The sequence below is a fragment of the Actinoplanes sp. TBRC 11911 genome, from assembly GCF_012933445.1.
GTDB lineage: Bacteria > Actinomycetota > Actinomycetes > Mycobacteriales > Micromonosporaceae > Actinoplanes.
This window is the reverse complement of the sequence record NZ_JABBNC010000023.1, coordinates 117,171-131,345: the sequence shown is the minus strand read 5'-3', so window position 1 is coordinate 131,345 and position 14,175 is coordinate 117,171. Positions and strand designations below refer to the sequence as shown.

General features: G+C 70.6%; 13 protein-coding genes. 1 reads left to right on the top strand and 12 read right to left on the bottom strand.

Annotated features, from left to right (window positions below; all coding sequences use genetic code 11):
- Positions 1–9 precede the first annotated feature (9 nt).
- The gene (locus HH310_RS27525) at positions 10–1,146 is read left to right on the top strand and encodes an SAM-dependent methyltransferase (protein WP_169178559.1); all 1,137 of its coding nucleotides are present in this window, start codon (positions 10–12) and stop codon (positions 1,144–1,146) included.
- Here HH310_RS27525 and HH310_RS27520 read toward each other — a convergent pair.
- The 12 genes from HH310_RS27520 to HH310_RS27465 form a co-directional block, all read right to left on the bottom strand.
- A complete protein-coding gene (locus tag HH310_RS27520; protein WP_248294459.1) occupies positions 1,139–2,245 on the bottom strand; it encodes a hypothetical protein in 1,107 nt (368 codons plus the stop codon). The two genes, HH310_RS27525 and HH310_RS27520, sit on opposite strands and share 8 nt — an antisense overlap.
- The gene (locus HH310_RS27515; RefSeq protein WP_169178558.1) at positions 2,238–2,450 is read right to left on the bottom strand and encodes a heavy-metal-associated domain-containing protein; all 213 of its coding nucleotides are present in this window, start codon (positions 2,448–2,450) and stop codon (positions 2,238–2,240) included. Before HH310_RS27515 ends, HH310_RS27520 begins: the two co-directional genes overlap by 8 nt.
- A 24-nt stretch (positions 2,451–2,474) precedes the next feature.
- On the bottom strand, positions 2,475–2,789 hold the full coding sequence (locus HH310_RS27510; protein WP_169178557.1) for a metal-sensitive transcriptional regulator: 315 nt from the start codon (positions 2,787–2,789) through the stop codon (positions 2,475–2,477).
- 57 nt (positions 2,790–2,846) lie between these two features.
- The gene (locus HH310_RS27505; protein ID WP_169178593.1) at positions 2,847–4,964 is read right to left on the bottom strand and encodes a RecQ family ATP-dependent DNA helicase; all 2,118 of its coding nucleotides are present in this window, start codon (positions 4,962–4,964) and stop codon (positions 2,847–2,849) included.
- A 216-nt stretch (positions 4,965–5,180) separates the two neighbouring features.
- Complete coding sequence (locus HH310_RS27500) at positions 5,181–6,713, bottom strand: serine/threonine-protein kinase (RefSeq protein ID WP_169178556.1); 1,533 nt, start codon at positions 6,711–6,713, stop codon at positions 5,181–5,183.
- A gap of 67 nt (positions 6,714–6,780) precedes the next feature.
- Positions 6,781–8,253, bottom strand: a complete 1,473-nt coding sequence (locus tag HH310_RS27495) for a fused MFS/spermidine synthase (protein ID WP_169178555.1) — start codon at positions 8,251–8,253, stop codon at positions 6,781–6,783.
- A 40-nt stretch (positions 8,254–8,293) separates the two neighbouring features.
- On the bottom strand, positions 8,294–9,304 hold the full coding sequence (locus tag HH310_RS27490) for a coiled-coil domain-containing protein (RefSeq protein WP_396027547.1): 1,011 nt from the start codon (positions 9,302–9,304) through the stop codon (positions 8,294–8,296).
- A 62-nt stretch (positions 9,305–9,366) separates the two neighbouring features.
- Positions 9,367–10,140, bottom strand: coding sequence for an SDR family NAD(P)-dependent oxidoreductase (locus tag HH310_RS27485; RefSeq protein ID WP_211192687.1), 774 nt, complete (start codon positions 10,138–10,140; stop codon positions 9,367–9,369).
- Positions 10,140–10,943 carry an inositol monophosphatase family protein gene (locus HH310_RS27480; protein WP_169178553.1) on the bottom strand — a complete coding sequence of 268 codons (804 nt, stop codon included), beginning with the start codon at positions 10,941–10,943 and terminating at the stop codon, positions 10,140–10,142. Before HH310_RS27480 ends, HH310_RS27485 begins: the two co-directional genes overlap by 1 nt.
- Entirely contained in the window at positions 10,936–11,391 is a 456-nt protein-coding gene (locus HH310_RS27475) for a response regulator (RefSeq protein WP_169178552.1), read from the bottom strand. The genes HH310_RS27480 and HH310_RS27475 overlap by 8 nt, the downstream gene beginning before the upstream one ends.
- The gene (locus HH310_RS27470) at positions 11,388–12,971 is read right to left on the bottom strand and encodes an ATP-binding protein (protein WP_169178551.1); all 1,584 of its coding nucleotides are present in this window, start codon (positions 12,969–12,971) and stop codon (positions 11,388–11,390) included. The genes HH310_RS27475 and HH310_RS27470 overlap by 4 nt, the downstream gene beginning before the upstream one ends.
- Positions 12,968–14,170, bottom strand: a complete 1,203-nt coding sequence (locus tag HH310_RS27465; RefSeq protein WP_169178550.1) for a PP2C family protein-serine/threonine phosphatase — start codon at positions 14,168–14,170, stop codon at positions 12,968–12,970. The genes HH310_RS27470 and HH310_RS27465 overlap by 4 nt, the downstream gene beginning before the upstream one ends.
- Between the last annotated feature and the right edge of the window lie 5 nt (positions 14,171–14,175).

Genomic DNA, 14,175 nt, shown 5'->3' with positions numbered 1-14,175 from the left:
ATTGATGCCATGCCCCAGCCCCTTGCCGATGTGCTCACCGAGGTTCGTTCGCTCCTGCTCGATCCCGGGCTCACGCGCGCCGTCGCGGCGGGTCGCCGCCGTGGTCAGACGCCGTCGGTGAGCCGGGCCGAGCTGCGGCCGGTGGCTCTCAAGGGCGGGCCGAGGTTGCAGATCGTGACCGATGACGGCGCCCGGCCGTACACGAGGAATGTCGCCCTGGGTGCCGAGGCCGCCGAGGCGGTCGATGAGCTGCTGGCCGAGCCGTTCGGGAACTGGCACGTGGAGACGACGTCGGCGACGGTGCAGGTGCGGATCACGAAGAAGGGTGACGCCCAGGTGCATCGAGCGGCTTCGTCGGCTCCCACATCCTCGGACTCTCATGATCGTCCGAAGCAGTGGCTGCTCGACCCCGGCGATCCGCTGTTCCGGGTGATCGGCGGCAACGCGGCGAAGCGCCGCCAGGTGGACGCCTTCTTGCGCGCCCTGGCCGCGACGCTGCCCGACGAACTGCCGTCGCCGCTGCACGTGGTCGACCTGGGCTGCGGCAACGCGTATCTGACCTTCGCGGCCTACCGCTATCTGTCCGGCCGGGGGATAAAAGTCCAGGTCGTGGGGGTCGATGTGCGTGAGGACCAGCGCGTACGCAATTCCGCCGTCGCCGCCGAGCTGGGCTGTTCCGACGACGTGACGTTCGTGGCCGGGACGATCGAGGACGCGAAGCTGCCCTTCGAACCCGACCTGGCGCTGGCACTGCACGCCTGCGACACCGCGACCGATGAGGCCCTGGCCCGTGCCGTGCACTCGTCGGCGACGTGGGTGCTGGCGGCGCCGTGCTGCCATCACGACATCGCCGCGCAGCTCAAGGGCCAGTCCGCACCGACGCCGTTCAGCGAGCTGACCCGCCACGCCATCATGCGGGAGCGGTTCGCCGACGTGCTGACCGACTCGCTGCGCGCGTCGCTGCTGCGCCTCAACGGCTACAAGGTCGACGTGGTCGAGTTCATCGACTCGGCGCACACGCCGCGCAACCTGCTGCTGAAGGCGCGCCGCACCGACGCGCCCGCGACCGACGCCCAGCGCGCCGAGTACGCGTCGCTGACCACCCAGTGGGGCGTGACCCCCGCGCTGGAGAAGATGCTCAGCTGACGACCGCGGTCCATTCGGCGGTGTGCACGCGCCCGGCGACCTGGAAGTCGAAGAACATCCGATAGCGGCCCGCACTCGGCATCGCCACCCAGAACTTGACCTTGCCGTCCACCAGCTGCGTCTCGGGATGCACATGCACGTACGCGAGGTCGCCGTCCCGCATCACGACAAGGTGCCCGAAGGCCCCCAGATAGGGCTCGAGCGCCACCGGCTTGCCGCCCGCACCCACCACATCGATCAGCATCGGCTGGGTCGCGGCGATTCCAGGCTCCCCCGCGTACGCGACCCCGAAGCCGTCCACGACATCGGATACCGCGGGGGCCGGAAGGGCGCGCGGAGCGTACTGCCCCGCGACCGTGAGGTCGCTCCCGAGCGTGGTGGCGAGCTGCTGCCCACCGACGATCGCGGTGAAGTCGGCGACCATCCGATAGATGCCCGGGTCGCGGAGCGTGAGGTCGATCTGCCACGTCCCGTCGGGTCCCATGCTCGGATGCAGATGCTGGAACCCGCTCAGATCGCGCCGCACCACGATGAGGTGTAGCGGCTTGTCGTGCACTGTCGCGTAGCTCGTGACCGCCGTCCCCTGCGTGTCGACGATCTGGAACAGCAGCTGCCGCCGCTCACCAGCGACAAAGTCGGTGTTGAGCGGGACGAGCGTGAGCCCGCCCGCGCTGAGCGAAAGCCCACCCACGATGGACCCCATGGGCGCGGAGACCCCACCCTGCGTGACGGTCCCGTTGGTGTTGTGCACGTGCGGCTGACTCTCGTTGACGGCCATGCCGGCCATCGGCGCCCCGCCGCCGGTGTTGGCCCCGCTGGGTGGCGCCGAGGCCGACGCGACGCCGGAGTTGAGCCGCCCCAGCCCGTAGCCCGCGAAGAGCACCACGACGAGCAGCGCCCCAAACGCGGCGAGCCGAAACCCGCTCCGGCTCCCGGCAGGCACCTCGGCACCGTCATCGGGCCGGGGCGCGCCGTCGGCGCTGTCGCGTTCGAGCGACCACCGCCTGCGCTTCGGCGCCTTGCCGCCCGGGCCCGGCGCCTCCCCCGCCGTCGGGCCGGTCGTCGCCTCCGGGCCTAAAGCCGGGTCGTCGTCATGCATTCGCGAGCTCGTAGCCGGCCTCGTCCACCGCCGCACGCACCGCCTCGTCCGCCAGCGGAACCGCACTGGTCACCGTGACGGCGCCGGACGCGAGGTCGACCCGCACGTCCGCCACCCCGGGGAGCGTCGAGATCTCACCGGAGACCGCCTGCACGCAGTGCGAACAGGTCATGCCGGTCACGGTGTAGGTGCTGGTCACAGCCATGGAACAGCCTTTCGAAAGCTTCCGTCAGGAACGAACGAGGCGAGCGATAGCATCGGACGCCTCCTTGACCTTGACACTCGGGTCGCCCTCGCGCGCCGCGTCCACGACGCAGTGGGCCAGGTGATCCTCGAGCAGCCCGATCGCCACCGCGTGCAACGCGCTCTTGGCGGCGGAGATCTGGGTCAGGACGTCGATGCAGTAGGTGTCCTCGTCGACCATGCGCTGAAGACCCCGGATCTGGCCCTCGATACGCTTCAGGCGCCCGAGCAGCGCGGGCTTGTCACCGGCGTATCCGTGCGGTCCGTCCGGTCCGTGCTGGTGCGTCGTGTCGTCGGACATGCCGCCAGCATACCCCCTACCCGTATCACTGCCGTCCCGCGTGAAGCGGCCGCCCGGTCAGCCTGCCACCGCCAGCGCCAGCGGCAACACCCCCTGCGCACCGGCTCGCCGCAACGCGCGACCGGCCATCGCCATCGTCCAGCCGGAATCGACCAGATCGTCGACCAGGAGCACCGGCCCGCCCGCCGACGGGAGCTCCCGCACGACCTCGGCCGGCACCTCGAACGAGTCGTGCAACGCCCGCACCCGCTGCGCGCTGTTGGCCCGGGCGCTCGCATCCGCCTCATGCGACGCGGAGACCGCACCCAGCAACGGAAGCCGCCCGACTCGTGCGATGTGCTCCGCCAGGGTGTGGACGAGCCGTGGATGACGCCGCGAAGCCACCTCGACAACCGCCGCGGGCCGCTGCGGCCATGCGTCCTCGCCGTGCGCCCACGCCTTCAGGATCTCGACGACCGCGGCGGCCAGGTCGTCGGTGATCGGCGCATCCGGCGCCTCCGGTGCCGCCAGGCTGCGCAAACGCGAGCCCCAGCCAAGATCGGAAAGCCGTCCGACTGCCCGGCCGGCGGCGATCTGCTCGCCGGCCGCAATCTTGCCCTTGAGCGAGATGCCGACCGCGGAGAGCCCGGTCGGCCACATCCGCTTCGGCGCGATCTCTGCCCCGGGGCGCCCGAGGAATGCGTTTGCGGCGGCCAGCGCCCCCGCCGAGACGTCGGCGTCGAACTGCGGCCCGGCACAGTTGTCGCAGCGCCCGCATGGCGCCGCCTCGGGATCGTCGAGGCAACGGCGCAGGAATTCCATCCGGCAGGCGCCCGTATCCGCGTACTCAATCATGGTCTGCTGCTCCACCGAGCGCGCCTCGGCGACGCGGCGCAGGCGCTCGGTGTCATACGTCCACGGCTCGCCCGTCGAGAGCCAGCCGCCGCGCATCCGCCGCACCGCGCCGTCCACGTCGAGCACCTTGAGCATCATCTCGAGCCGGGTGCGCCGCAGGTCGACCAGCGGCTCCAGCGCCTGCGTCGACATCGGACGGTCGTGCGACAGGTTCGCCAGCACCGACCGGACCTGATCCTCCGGCGGGAACGCCAGCGACGCGAAGTATCGCCAGATCGCGGCGTCCTCGGCGCCGGGCAGCAACACCACCTCGGCGTGCTCGACGGCCCGGCCGGCCCGGCCCACCTGCTGGTAATACGCGATCGGCGAGGGTGGCGCGCCGAGATGCACCACGAACCCGAGATCGGTCTTGTCGAAGCCCATACCCAGCGCGGACGTCGCCACCAGCGCCTTGATCTTGTTGTCTAGCAGGTCCTGCTCGGCGGCCCGCCGCTCGGCGTCCTCGACCTGACCCGTATACGAAGCGACGGCATACCCCCGGGACCGCAGGAAGTCGGCGGTCTCGGTGGCCGCCGCCACGGTCAGCGTGTAGACGATGCCGGAGCCGGGGAGCCGGTCGAGATGATCCGCCAGCCAGGCCAGCCGCTGTGCCGGATCGGGCAGGTCGAGCACCGCGAGGCGAAGCGAGTCACGATCGAGCGTGCCCCGGAGGACGAGGGCGTCACCCAGCTGGTCGGCGACGTCGGCGGTCACCCTGGCGTTGGCGGTCGCGGTGGTGGCGAGCACCGGGGTGCGCCCCGGGAGGCCGGCCAGGAACGTCCGCAAGCGCCGATAGTCGGGGCGGAAGTCGTGGCCCCAGTCGGAGACGCAATGCGCCTCGTCGACGACCAGCAGGCCGGTGCTGGCCGCCAGGCCGGGCAGCACGTTGTCACGGAAGTCGGGATTGTTGAGCCGCTCGGGGCTGATCAGCAGGACGTCGACCGCGCCGGACCGGATCTCGTGCTCGATCTCGGACCACTCGTCGAGATTCGCCGAGTTGATGGTGCGCGCGTGAATGCCGGCCCGGGCGGCCGCCTCCACCTGGTTACGCATGAGCGCGAGCAGCGGCGAGACGATCACGGTCGGCCCGGCGTCCGCGGAATCGGCCCGGAGCAGGGCGGTCGCGATGAAGTAAACCGCCGATTTGCCCCACCCGGTACGTTGCACACACAGCACGCGCCGCCGGTCGATCGTGAGCGCCTCGATCGCCCGCCATTGGTCCTCGCGGAGCACCGCCTGCTCGCCCGCGAGCCGGCGCAGCACCTCCTCGGCGCGCTCGCGCACCGCTTCTCGTTCGGCCATACCGGCCGTCGTCCCAGTCGTCTCGGTCACCCGGCATGTCTATCAGCCCGGTCCGACAGGACCTCGTTTATCCACAGGCCGGGGGTTATCCACAGGCCGGGAAAGAATCTTCCCGCCGGGGCGCCCGGCGGGCGCAGAATCGGCGCCTACCCAGCGGAAGGAGCCGGACATGCCGACACAGGAGTAGGCGCCAAAGGCGCCCGGCAAGCGCCGGGCTCAGTCGGACGTGCTCGCCGCTCGCGGGGCCGCCGCCTCCGTGTCGATGCGCGTCACCCCGCCGAGCACCTCCGCCCGGCAGCGGTGACCGTCCAGCGTGAACGCGAGCGGCAACGAGTTGTATCCACGATAAGCACCACGAAGGGTGAACGATTGAAGCTTTCCACTACCCCGCGCGACGACCTTGCGGCCCTTCTGGGTCACCGCCTTCGGAGTGCCGGTCAGGCGTTGCGACCCCGGGTAGGAGAACTGGACCCGCCACGTCGCGTCGGGGGCCTCGGCCGCGGTTGCCACGGTCAGCAGCGCCTCATACGACCTGCCCGAGTCCCGCCGCAGCTGATAGCGCACCTTGCACGCGGTGGGTGCGACGGCGACGGGCGCGGCGCCGGCCGCCTGAGCCTGGTGGACCTCGGGCGATTCGCGCCCGACCGCCCAACTCAAGCCGGCGGCGGCCAGCAACGCCACCACGATCAGGCCGGCCGGCAATCCGGTCCGGGCCGGCACGAAAACGCCACCGCCGAGCGGGCGCACCCCGCCGAGCCGCAACGCCGCACCGAACCGCAAACCCGCGCGCAACCGCAGACGCTCCAACGACAAGCGTGAGAAACCGAAGTACGCGAGGAGGCCCGAAGGCAGGTCGACATTCGACACCGGGGAGCGCCCCACCGCCGGGACGTCCCGGGCACTCAGCGGCGGGATGATGGGCTGCATCCCGACCTCGGCGGACAGGACGCGGGCCACCTCCGCGGCGCCGGGACGGTCCGCGGGACTCTTCGACAAGCAGGTCAGGCACAGGTCGCGTACGGCGGAGGGGAGGCCGGCGATCTCCGGCAGTGGGACCGGGTCGGCGTAGAGGTGGGCTCGGAGCGCCTCGGCGGTCGTGTCCGCGGGCCACGGAAGGTGGCCGGTCAGCGAGCGGTACAGCAGCAGGCCGAGGGCGTACACGTCGGTCGCGGCGGATACCTGCGAACCGCCCAGCCGCTCGGGGGCCAGATACGCGGGGGTGCCCAGCAGGCTCCCGTCGGGGGCCGCGTCGCGCTGGCCGACCACGGCGGAGATGCCGAAGTCGACGACCTTCGCGCCGGAGCCGGTCAGCATCACGTTGGCCGGGGTCACGTCTCGGTGCACGACGCCGCGCGCGTGTGCCGTGGCCAGCGCGGACGCGACCTCGGCGGCCACCGTCACCGCCTCGTGCCAGGGCAGCCGGCCGCGGCGGGCGATCCGGGCCGAGACGGATTCGCCGTCGTTGAGTTCCATCACCACGTACGGGACGGTCACCCGGTCGTTCAGCGGAGTCTCGCCGAAATCGAAGACGCCGGTGATGTGCGGATGGCAGAGCCGCGCCGCGGACAGGGCCTCCTGCCGCAGCCGGTCGCGGAAAACCTGGTCGTCGGCGAGACGCAGGGACAGAACCTTGACCGCCACCGAGCGGCCGAGCGTCTCGTCGTAGCCGCGCCAGACCTCCGACATGCCGCCGATGCCAAGCTTCTCGACGAGGCGGTAGCGCCCACCGAGGAGAGTCCGCCGCCCCATGAGCCGATTGTGACCCGGAATACACCCCGCCCGGCGCCACACCGAGAAACCCGTGGCGAAAACCCCGTCACTCGGTCAGCAACTGGTCCACCGGGGCGAAATCGTCCGTCAGCACCCGCGCACCCCGCGCATAGCCGGCCGAATCCAGCAGCGTGACCGGCTCTTTCAGGCCGGCGAGGCGGGCCCGGATCGATGCGACGGGTAACGGGCTCTTGGACGCCACGATCACGAAGTTCGATCCGGTCTTCTCGTCCAGCGCGTCCTGCGGCGCGATCAACGCCACGTGCGGGAACGCCGCCGCGACCGTCGCCAGCTCGGCCCGGATGAAGCGGTTCGGCGGGTAGTCGATCACGTTCTGGGCGTACACCCCGTCGTCCCGGAGGACGCGAGCGATGTCGACCATCATCTCCTTGGTCGCGAGATGCCACGGCACCACGAGATGGCCGAACGCGTCACCCACCACGAAGTCGTACGCCCCGGACGGCTGCGCCGCCACCCCGACCCGCGCGTCCTGCACCCGGACACGCAGGTCCGGACCGGTCGTCAGGCCCAGCTTCTGCCGGTCGAGCGCCACCAGCCCGCCGTCCAGCTCGAGAACCAGCTGGTCACTGCCGGGCCGGGTGGCACGCACGTACGACGGCATCGTGAACCCGCCGCCGCCCAGGTGCAGCGCGTCCACCTGACCGGGCCGGAGCACGTCGGCCACCGCGCCGAGCCACTGCACGTAGGCGAACTCGAGATGCCGCGGGTCGTCGAGGTCGACGTACGAGTGCCGCGCCGAGTTCAGGATCAGCGTCCGCCCGCCGGGCACGGCCGGATCGGCGTCGACGCGGGCGCAGTGGTACGCCGTCTCGATGTCGCACGGGTTCGGGCCCAGCACGCCGAGCCCGGCCGCGACCAGCCCGACCGCCGCCAGCGCGGCCTGATGCGGCAGCACGCTGCGGGCCCGCTGCCACCACCCGAGCACCAGCCCGGCCGCGGCCAGCAGGAACGCGAGCGACAGCACGATCCACGTCGACGGCACCGCGGCCACGAAGATGAACCCGGTCGCGAGCGTCGCCGTGATCGCGCCGAGGGTGCCGATGCTGGACAACCGGCCCACCACCGAGCCGGTCCGTTCCAGGTCGCTGAGCTGGAGCTTGACCACCATCGGGGTGATCGTCGAGAGCAGGAACGCGGGGATGAACACGGCGAGCGCCGCCAGCAGCAACACCGCCGGGGCTGCCCCGCCGCGCAGCCACGAGCCGCCGTAGCGGACCAGCGGCAGCGTGATCGCCGTGCCGATCGCGCCGAGAATCAGCGCCGGGGCGAGCAACGAGCGCGGGTCGAACCGGTCCGCCATCCGGCCGCCGACCCACGTCCCGTACGCGATGGCGGCGAGCGAGATGCCGATGACCGAGCTGGACACCTGAAGCGTCACGCCCACGTAGGGCCCGACCAGCCGCAACGCGACGATCTCCAGGACCAGGACGGCGCCGCTGGCCCCGAACACGAGTGCGCTGGCTAAGCCGGACGGCAGGGACCGGGACGCTTTCTCCATCGCCGGATGGTACCGAGCGTCCCCAAACCGCAACAAAGCGTCAAATCATTGACAAATGCACGTGGTTGGTGTGGACCACCGACGGGCCGCCCGAGGCGCTGTACGCCTTCCAGCCGGTGCCGGGCTGCCAGATCTGCCGGAACCAGATCACGTACAGCACGCCCAGGCGATCGGCGTTCTTGACGAAGTACGCGGCGAGCCGGTCCCCATAGGCCTTGTCGGCACCCGTAGCGGCCGAGTCCTTGTAGGTCGTCGCGTTCGCCGAGAAGTCGCAGGCCCGGCCCTTGGGATGCTCACCGGAGTCGCGTTCGCTCCAGCACACCGTGTAATGCGTGAACCCGTCCGCCCGTGCCGACTGGTAGGCGTTCAGCATCCGCGGCGTGATGCAGCCGCTGCTGGTCGGGTCGTCGATCGTGCACGACTCCTTGGGCCACGAACCGTCCGAATTGCGCGGTGCCGGCTGGGCCAGCGGTGAGTTGGCCGAGACGAAGCCGCCCGCGTCACCACCACCGCCGATGCTGCCGAGCGCGAGTTCGGCTTCCTTCTTCTTCTTGGTGAGCGCGGTGACCTGCTTCTGCTGCTCGGCGATCTCTTTGTCGATCTCGGCCTTGGCCTGCGTGGCCCGGGTGAGGTCGTCGCGGTATCGCGTGAGGACCTGGCCGTCGAGCTGGGCCATCATGTCGAGGCGCTGCACCCGTTCCAGGAAGAGGTCGGGCGAGGTGGAGTCGAGCAGCATCGTCATGGTGCTGGTGCGGCCCAGCCGGTACGACCGGTTCGCGATCGCGCCGACCTGACTTTCCAGCGATTTCGCCGACAACTCGGACTGCTTCACCGTGTTCTGCAGGGCGGTCTGGCGCTTCTTCGAGGCGTTGAGCTTGCGAATCGCCTCGGCCTGCCCCTTCGCGGCGGACTCGAGGGCGTCGCGCAGCGTCTTGCTACCGCCTTCCGGATCGGTCGGCGCGGCCGAGGCCGGAGCGCCGAGCACGAGCACGGATGCGGTCATGAGCAGCGCAAGCGCGGCGCTGAGCCGCTTTCGGAACACCGCCGCCACGGATACCTCCCCATCGTCAGCGGGGAGACTTTACCGTGCGGCGTAACGGATCGGCAGCTCAGTCAGGTCGCCGAATATCCACCATCGACAAAGAGTGTCTGGCCGGTCACGGCGACGGCAGCGGGGCTGGCCAGAAAGACCGCACATGCCCCGAAATCCTCCGGTACGCCGTTTCTCCCGATCATGGCACGGGTGGCGTGCCGAGCCGCGGTCGCCGGGTCGTTGAAGATCGGGGTCGTCATCGGCGTGTCGACCACGCCGGGCGCGATCGCGTTGCAGCACACGCCATGACGAGACCACGCCTCGGCCTGCGATCGAGTCAGCCCTACCAAACCCGCCTTCGCGGCACCGTAGGCCCCGCTGTTCCCGTACGCGCGAAACGCCTGTTGGGAGACCACGTTGATGATGCGTCCCCAGCCGCGCGACGCCATCCGCGGCCCGAACGCCTGGCCCAGCAGGAACGGCGCGGATAAGTTCGCCGCCAGCGTCGCGTCCCAGTCGTCCTCGGTGAGCTCGTTCATCGGCGGCCGGCGGTTGATCCCCGCCGAATTCACGAGCACGTCCGGCGTCCCGTACGCGGAAAGGATCTCGGAAATCGACGAGGCGACGGCCGCGCGATCACTGAGATCCGCGGTGACAGCGTGGCCCTCGGCGGAAAACGCCCGCAGCTCCTCGATCACCGCGGCCATCGGTTCGGGGCGCCGGGCGACCAGCACGATGCGGGCTCCGGCGCGTCCGAGCGCGATGGCCATCGCCCGGCCGATACCGGAACTGCCGCCGGTCACGACCGCCGTGCGCCCGGCAAGACCGAAAACCTCGTTCAGGTACGCCGACATCACAGTCCCGGGAAGAGTTCGTCCCGGACCGTGTGCCAGATCTCCTCGTTGGCCGCCACCAGGAGTCCGCGCTTGGTCGCCTGCGACGGTTCGTAGCGCGAACCGTCCAGATGCGCCACCGAGCCGCCCGATTCCCGGATGATCAGCGAGCCGGGCGCGTGGTCCCAGGGCAGTACCAGCCAGAACACCGCGAACTGCTGCTCGTCGGTGGCGATCGACGGGTACTCGTAGCCGGCGCAGTGGTGTCCCGGATGAATCCCGGCGAACACGCCAGCATGCCGCGCGGCCGCGTCGCGCAACGCCTCCGGCAGGTATTTCCCGGCGACCGCGCCGCGCAGCGCGGCCACCCCGGGATCGTCGGTACGGGTCTTGAGCCGCACGCCGTCGCGATACGCGCCGGAGCCGGCCTCGGCCACCGTCAGTTGATCGGTCACCGGATCGAGGATCCAGGACGCGACCGGCTCGCCGTCGCGCATCAGCGCGACCATCACCGCGAACGGCGTCTTGCCGGCCGCGAAGTTGTTGGTGCCGTCGACCGGATCGACGACCCAGACCGCGCCGTTGCCGCGCAACCGCTCCAGGACGGACGCGTCGGCCGCGACCGCCTCCTCGCCGACCACGACCGAACCCGGCAGCAACGCCGTCAGGCCGCGGGTCAGCGCCTTCTCGGACTCTTTGTCGGCGATGGTGACCAGGTCACCGGGCGATTTCTGAACGATCTCGTCGGAGCTCAGGTGGCGGAAACGCGGCAGCACCTCGGTGGCCGCGACCTCGCGGATGAGATCGGCTACTTGATCAAGCACGCGGCGGCAACTTCACGACGCTGACGAAAAACTCGTCGATCTGCTTGATCACCGCGATGAAGCGGTCGAAGTCGACCGGCTTGGTCACGTACGCGTTCGCGTGCAACTGGTAGCTGCGCAGGATGTCCTCGTCGGCGGCCGACGTGGTCAGCACCACCACCGGAATCCGCCCGAGTTCCTCGTCCTTCTTGATCTCTTCGAGCACCTCACGGCCGTCGCGGCGGGGCAGGTTGAGGTCGAGCAGGATCAGGTCGGGGCGCACCGCGTTCGCGTAGTCGCCCTCGCGGCGCAGGTAGGCCAGCGCCTCGGCGCCGTCCGAGACGACGGTGAGACGGTTCTGGACCTTGTGTTCCTCGAACGCCTCCTGCGTCATCAGGACGTCACCCGGATCGTCCTCGACGAGCAGCACCTCGATCGGTGTGCCGTCGGCTCGCAGCGGTGGTGTCACGCCGTGACCTCCTTCAATGTTTCCTGCGCCGGGATCTCGGGGGCTCCCGGGAGCACCGGCAGGGTGAAGTTGATCGAAGTGCCTTCCTCGACGTCGAGGTCCAGCCAGATACGCCCGCCATGGTATTCGACGATCTTCTTGACGATGGCCAGGCCGATCCCGGTCCCCTCGTACGCGTCCCGGGCGTGCAGTCGCTGGAAGATGACGAACACCTTGTCCGCGAACTCGGCCTCGATGCCGATGCCGTTGTCCCGGACGTTGATGTGCCATTCGTCGTCCTCGAGTGCCGCACTGACCGTTACCGCGGGCGGCACGTCCGGCCGGCGGAACTTCAGCGAATTACCGATGAGGTTGACGAACAGCGTCGCCAGCAGCGGTTCCTCACCCTCCACGGTGGGCAGTCCCGACCAGGTGATCTCGGCGGGCGCGTCCAACTGCGCCGCCACGTCGGTCAGCACCTTGTTGAGGTCGACCTCGGTGAAGCCCGCGGTGAGCCGCCCAATCCGGGAGAACGCCAGCAGGTCGTTGATGAGCCGCTGCATGCGCTGGGCGCCGTCCACCGCGAACGCGATGTACTGATCGGCGCGCTCGTCGAGCTGGCCCGCGTAGCGCCGCTGCAGGAGCTGGCAGAAGCTCGCCACCTTGCGCAGCGGTTCCTGCAGGTCGTGCGAGGCCACGTAGGCGAACTGCTCGAGGTCGCGGTTGGATCGGGTGAGCTCCTCGGCCTGCGCCTTGAGCTGCTCGTTCACCCACTCGATCTGGGCCCTGGCCTCGCGCACCTCGGACAGTTCGTCGGCGATCTTCCGCCGCATCGCGTCGACGTCGCGGGACAGGCCGGCCAGCTCGGGCGAACCCCCGCTCTCGATGTGCCGGTCGTAGTCGCCGGCCGCCACCTCGCGCACCTGTTCGGCCAGCTTCACGACCGGCCGGCTGACCAGCCGGTCGAGTAGCAGCAGGAGCAGCGCACCGGCCAGCACGATGATCGCGGCCGCGGCGATCTGGATCGCGACCATGGTGCGGCTGCTCTGGCCGGCCGCGTCCGCGGAGCGGGCGCGCAGGGCCGAGATCTGCGCCTGCATCGTGTTGATCGCGATGCGGACCTCGTTGAACGGCCCGGTCGAGGCCGCGTCGATCTGCGCCCGGCCGGCCGCCGGTCCGCGGGTGCGGATGGTCCGTAGAACCGGATCGGCGACCTGCGCGCGCCACGCGTTCGTCCGCTGCTGCACCACCGCGAGCGAATTGCGGATGTCGGCGTCGCCGGGCCGCAGCAGGGACTCGATCCGGGCGATCATGGTGCGCTCCTGGGCGAGCCCGCCCTGGTACGGCTGCAGATTCGTCTCGTCGCCGCTGATCGCGTAGCCGCGGATGCCGGTCTCCTGGTCGACCAGGGCGGTGTAGAGCGATTCGCCGGCCGCGCGCATCGGGCTGGCCCGGTTGAGCACGTCGTCGAGCTGGCGGTTGTTGCGGGCCGCGGTGAACGCGGCAAACACGCCGAGGGCGCCGAGCAGCACCGCGACCGTGATGACCAGCGCCACGATGCGCCGGCGCAGGGTCCACGTGCGCAGGTCGAACAGGGTCACCGGCCGCCTCCCCGGGAGATGAGCAACATCGCCACGTCGTCGGCGAGCGGTCCGCCGTTGAACCGCTCGGCACACCCGACCAGCCACGCCGGGAGGGCCGGCAGCGGCACGTCGGCGGCCTCCGGCTGATCCAGCAACGCGCAGAGGCCGTCGACGTCGAGGCGCTCGTTTCCCTTTCCGGTGTGGCCCTCGATCAAACCGTCGGTATAGAGAAGAAGCGACCAGTCGTCGCCGGAGAACTCGACATCGGTCACCGGCGGCGGCTTCGGGCTCACCCCGAGGACGATCCCGCCGCGGGCGACCACCGGGACCGTCCGGCCACCGGCGAGCAGCACCGGCGGCGGATGGCCGGCCAGCCGCACCCGAGCCCTGTTGGCGGTCAGGTCGAGCACCACCGAGGCGACCGTCGCGAAGACCTCACGGGCCCGGCGCTCGGTCATCAGCACCTGCTCCAGCGAGCCAAGGATCTGCTCCTCGGGCACCCCGGCCAGCACCAGCGCCCGCCAGGCGACGCGAAGCTCGACGCCGAGCGCCGCCTCGTCCACGCCGTGCCCGCAGACGTCGCCCACGATCACGTGCAGCGTGTCGTCGCCCACCTGCACGACGTCGAAGAAGTCGCCGCCGAGCAGGCCCAGCGCGCGCCCGGACCGATAGAACGTGTGGACCGCGACCTCGCTGGTCGACATCAGCGGCTGGGGCAGCAGGCCACGTTCGAGGCGAGCCGACTCGGCCTGGCGCAGCTCGACCTCGCGCAGCCGCTGGGCGTTCTCGTCGGCGCGCTTGCGCTCCACCGCGTACCGCAGGGCCCGGGTCAGCAGGACGCCGTCGACCTGGCCCTTGACCAGGTAGTCCTGGGCGCCCTCGGCGACCGCGGCGACGCCCAGGTGCTCGTCGGAACGGCCGGTGAGCACACAGACCGCGGCGCCGTCGGCCACCGCGAGCAGCTTGCGCAGGCCGTCGATGCCCTCGGCGTCGGGCAGCCCCAGATCGAGCAGGACGCACTGGATGCCGTGCAGCTTGGTGCGCGCCTCGCGCAGGCTGCTCGCCACCGTCAGGTCGAACGGCGCGGAGGCCTCGGCCAGCAGCTCACGCACGAGAAAGGCGTCGCCCTCGTCGTCCTCCACCAGCAGCACCCGCAGGCGCTCCGGCAGGGCGGTGGTAGTGGCCCGGGCGCGGGGTGCGACAGACCGTTCTGTCATGGCGT